Annotated in this window: 4 protein-coding genes; all 4 read right to left on the bottom strand. The window is 43.8% G+C overall.

Annotation, left to right across the window (positions count from 1 at the left end):
- The coding region (locus G5B12_RS16650; protein WP_174088896.1) for a DUF4315 family protein at positions 1–184 on the bottom strand (184 nt) is incomplete at its 3' end.
- Between the two features lie 42 nt (positions 185–226).
- Entirely contained in the window at positions 227–3,028 is a 2,802-nt protein-coding gene (locus G5B12_RS18415) for a CD1108 family mobile element protein (protein ID WP_138344138.1), read from the bottom strand.
- A gap of 18 nt (positions 3,029–3,046) precedes the next feature.
- Positions 3,047–3,157, bottom strand: coding sequence for a hypothetical protein (locus G5B12_RS16640; protein WP_008688066.1), 111 nt, complete (start codon positions 3,155–3,157; stop codon positions 3,047–3,049).
- Between the two features lie 16 nt (positions 3,158–3,173).
- Positions 3,174–5,236: VirB4-like conjugal transfer ATPase, CD1110 family (locus G5B12_RS16635; protein ID WP_174088894.1), on the bottom strand; the 2,063-nt coding region annotated here is incomplete at its 5' end.

Raw genomic sequence — 5,236 nt, 5'->3', positions numbered from 1 at the left:
CCAATTCTGGAATACTCATATCCATTGCACGGATAATTCTTACAATTTCCAGATTTTCCGCTTCTGTTTTGGCAATCTCCGCAGCCTTGAAACGCTTTAAATCTGCTTCATATCTGGCTTTGGAGGCTTCCATTTTCTCTTTGGCTTTCTCATAATCCGCCGTTGCTTTTTCAAGACTTTTCATCGCTTCTCCTTTCCGGACGGCTGATACAGCCGCCCTTTTTTCTTACCATCGTCCGAATCCATAGAAATGGCTCTGCCAGTATGGGGAATTGATGGACGTATACTGCACCGGATGTCCACAATGGATCATCTGACCATTGCCTACATAGATTCCGATATGCGTTACCGGCTCCCCTGCGTCGTAAGTTCCAGTAAAGAAGATCAAATCTCCCGGCTGTGCCTCCGACTGGGATACTGGTGTACAAATGTTGTACAGTCCCTGTGCTGTTAGTCTTCCTGTATTCCTTACACCAGAGTTTGTCAGACAGTAGCTTACAAATCCGGAACAATCGAATCCACTTGGGGAATATCCACCCCACACATACGGTGTTCCGAGATATCTCGCTGCTTCATTTAACAAACGCTGTGCTGCTTCACTGGTATATTCATTGCCGCCAAAGCCTGCTCCTTCTCCAGTTTCCAGATAAAAGATCGGGTTTAACCGCTCTCCATTTTTCAGAAGTTCAATATGAAGATGGCTTCCTGTGGAATTTCCAGTATTTCCTACAAGACCTATCTCATCACCTTTCGTGACGGATGCTCCTGCAGATACACTCCGGCTGCTTAAATGTGCATACCGTAGTTCATAGCCTTTACTGTCCTTGATTACAACATAATTGCCATAGCTGTCGTTATAAGCAGAAGTTGTAACTGTTCCTGTCAGTCCTGCCATCACTTTTGTTCCTTCCGGTGCCCCGATATCCATGCCATTGTGTAACTGATTAGCTCCAGAAATCGGGTGAATCCTGTATCCATAATAGCTGGTCACACTGGAATACCAGTTAAAATCAACCGGTGTCGCAAACATCTGCAAGTTGCCTTTTGTATCGTTGTAGGCACTGAACAGTTCTTTCTGGAAAAATCCCAGCCTGTCCTGACAGATCGACATCAGATTTCCGCTGTTTAAGGTGACATTCAGCACATCTACATCTCTTGTCCTGGTCACTTCCACTTCCTGGCTTCCATTATCATCTGCCAGATAGCATTCCCAGGTCTTATGACCATGTGCGGATGCTGCCGCATGACTGTCATAATAGACATCAAACTGTACACCGTATCTTGCGAAAGCTCCGGTATCTTCTACCGTATATTCGACACCATTCATGACCACCTTTGTTCCCATTGGAACAAACGGATTGGAAGCATCTACTGCTAAGGTATGATTGGCTGTTGGATATGCTCCACTGGCAGTCGGTCCTCCACTCCAAATACCACAACAGATTGGACAGTTACAATATCCGCTTGTTACAACCTGTCCCAACGATTCTCCAACTCTTACTGTTGCTGTCTCTGTCACAGTTTCATTGACTGCTTCAGTAGTCAGATGATATTGCTCTGCAAACAATGCATCCAGTTCAGGCTTGACCTGTTCAAAAGTAAACTCCTCATACTTTGCTGACAGATAACTGATTAGGATAAACGGATCATGCTCAATAGGTCCGATGTTATATCGGTATTCCTCATGTCCCGGTTCTTCAGACTCCATGTTGTTAATCCGCTCCTGCAGATTAGCTTCCAACTGTGTATAATACAGTTCCGCTTCCCGGATTGCCTGATCCGATGACAGATAACTGGTTCCCGTGTAAGTGATCACATTTTGTAAAAATACTGCAGAGCATGACGTGACATTCGTTATAATCAGAAACATCAATCCGATCAGAACTGCCACACTGATATACACCTTCCGGTTTTCTTTAAAGAAGTTGGTGACTTTGCCGCCAATCTTCTTGATATAATCAATCGTACCTTTTGTAGCTGTTCCTACTGTCTGTTCACTTCGTTTTGCTTTGGCATAATCCCGTTTGATCTGTTGCTTCTGAATCTGTTTTTTTAGCTTCTTCTGCTCCTGACGGGCTGCCGCCTGTGTCTGTTTCTCTGCCTGTCTCTCCAGTCTGCTTCTCTTTCTGGAAGCCCTCTGTTTCCTTTGTCTGGCACTTCTCTGTTCCAGCCGGTAAATACCTTCGCAGCCTTCTTCCAACTTATGGGCACCTTCTACTGCCGCATTATCGTCTTCATTTTTACTGATCTCACGGTGCAATGCTGCGGAAGTTGCACTTCCTGCTTTCTTAACAACAAAAGCTTTTTCTGTTTTCACAGATTCCCCTTCGCCAAACTTCAGGCGGGATTTCTTCTTTCCAGAACCCTCTCCTTCATTTGCCTGATAAACCTGTGCCTTCTTGGAATGCTGCTTTGCTTCCTTTTTCTTTCTTGGTTCCTCATAAGAAAACTTTTTGGCTTTTTCCTTCTGTTTCTGATGACGGAAATTGACTCCATCCGTATCCATCTGGTTCAATTTCTCCATATCTTTGTCATTTTTCACAGAAGCACCAGTCTCTTCATAAGCAAATTTCAGACGCTGTTTCTGCTTTGGTTTCTTACTTCCACCATTCTTCTTACTCCGGCTGTCTCCTCTGTTTTCTGAAAGATCCGCACGTTTTTCTTTCAGTCTCCCTGACTGGCTGGCTTCGGATTTTTCCGCAAATCTTGATTCTTTTCTGTTCACAGCACGGATTCTTTTCCGGTTTTGTTGCTTTCTATTTTGTCCAAAATCCTCACTTTGGTTCTCCGTTCGCATCAGTTCCGGTGCATCCCTGGATTTTTGCACAGAGGGACGGATATTTTTCCCACTTCGCTTAGACTGGCGGGGAGACTTATCCACAAGGTTTTCTGCTTTTTCCCCCTGTTTTATTCCCATCTGCACATCACTGACACGGTTACTGACACGAACAGAAGATTTATCCGTCAGGTTTTCTTCCACCAGACCATCTTTGGTCATCTTCTGGACTTTCTTATCCCTGACTTTCATTCTCTGTTCTGCCACTACTTACTCCTCCTTTTTCGGATACCCTTTCCCTGCCTGTAATAAACAGAGAAAAGCGATGCCAAATACAGCACCGCCACTAAAAGTTAATACATATGAAATTGCTCGTAACATTGTCTTCTCCTTTGATTTAACCTGCTTCGGAAGTTTCCTCTAAGCGGGTTGTCATGATTTTATAGAGGGAATTCTTCGGGAATCTGTCTACGAACGGGATAATGACATTTCCATAGAACAGAAGTCCTTCCCCCTCATTACTGTTGGTTACATAGGACAGCTGGGTTGGTGAGATATTCAGCTGTTTTGCAAGAATCTGCCTGTCTCCGGAAGCCTGGTTCAGCATATAAATAAAATCTGAATTTTCAAATATATTCTCTATTTCCCTGGAAGACAATAAATCCTTAATATTCTGGGTGATGCCCGTTGGGATACCACCCCATTTACGGAATCGCTTCCAAATCTCCACGCTGTAGGCTGCAGTCTGCTCTTCCTTCAAAAGAAGATGGAACTCATCCACATAGTATCTGGTGGACTTATGGGCAGAACGGTTCATCGTTACCCTGTTCCAGACCTGATCCTGGATTACGAGCATCCCAATCTTTTTCAGCTGTTTTCCCAATTCTTTGATGTCAAAGCAGACAATGCGGTTATTGATATCCACGTTTGTCTGATGGTTAAATACATTCAAAGAGCCTGTAACATAGATCTCTAATGAAGTAGCCAGCCGCTGTGCTTCCGGCTCTTCCTGTTTTCTCAGAAGGTTGTATAAGTCCTCCAGGATTGGCATCTTCTCCGGTATTGGATCGGCAAGGTATTCCTGATATACTAACCGCACACAACGGTCAATAATCGTTTTTTCTACCGGTTCCAATCCATTCTTTCCTCCAACAATCAGCTCACACAAAGACAGGATAAAATCTGCTTTCAATGACAGCGGATTATCTTCCTCAGAATAATTCAGGTTCAGATCCATTGGATTGATATACTGGTCAGATACCGGCGAAACTCTTACCACCTGCCCATGCAGCGCCTGCACAAGTGCCGAATATTCGGCTTCTGGATCACAGACAATGATATCGTCCTCCGTAATCAAAAAGCAGTTTGTAATTTCCCTCTTTGCTGAGAAGGACTTACCGGAACCTGGTGTACCAAGAATCAGTCCATTCGGGTTCTTCAGACGTTTCCGATCAACCATGATCATGTTGTTGGATAATGCATTCAATCCATAATAAAGAGCTTCCCCTTCCTGAAACAGTTCCTGTGTCGTAAATGGCACGAAGATCGCTGTTGAAGATGTGGTAAGCCCTCTCTGAATTTCAATTCGATTGACTCCAAGCGGAATACAGGACATGAGTGCTGCTTCCTGCTGATAATCCAGCTGTTTTAAGGAACAGTTATATTTCTGTGCGATCCCCTGCACCTGGAAAATATTATTATCCAGCTTCTGACGCTTCTTTGCGGTATTCATTACCAGAACTGTCACAAGGAACATTCTCTCATTTCTGGACTGCAGATCTTCCAGCAGATTCTTTGCCTCTTCGCCATAAGTCACAAGGTCCGATGGAAGCACGTCCATATCATAACCGGAACGTACCGCACGCTTCTGCTCTTCGATCTTCATCTTATCAAGATCAGAAATCTTACTCTTGATCATCTTGATTGCTGAACTCTGATCAATGGACTGGATATGAATGTTGACATTGATGCTGTCATCCACATCCAGAAAATCTGCAAGCATCCGGTCTGTCAGCTCCGGTGCAAGAATCTGAAGGTAACTCACACTTCCCATCGTTCTTCCCATCAAAAATGTCTGATTCTTGGAAAAGTTAAAGGAAGTCGGTGCAATAAAATCTTTGGTCTTTAATCCGGTTTCCGGAAGCATCTTGTACTGGAACTTAAATGGTTCAATCCGATCCTGGTTGAACACATGATACAGAATCTCCAGCCTTTCCAGTCCATTCAAAGAATGTGCCTGTGCTCCCAGAACCTTAAAGTTATTTAAGATATCTGTTTCGATTCTTTCAAGCCTTGGTCTTGCTACCTTCAGACTTTCTGCTTCAATTCCAAAAGTGATATACTTCGTCTTTACCAGACCATTATTTCCTTTGGAAAGCTGATTTTTCAGCATAGTACGGTATTCTTCACGAATGGCATTGAAGTCATCGTTCTGATCCGGAATATCAATACTTTTCTCAA

Source organism: Blautia sp. MSK.20.85 (assembly GCF_013317245.1).
Classification (GTDB): Bacteria; Bacillota; Clostridia; order Lachnospirales; family Lachnospiraceae; genus Blautia_A.
This window is presented reverse-complemented; position numbering and strand designations above follow the sequence as displayed.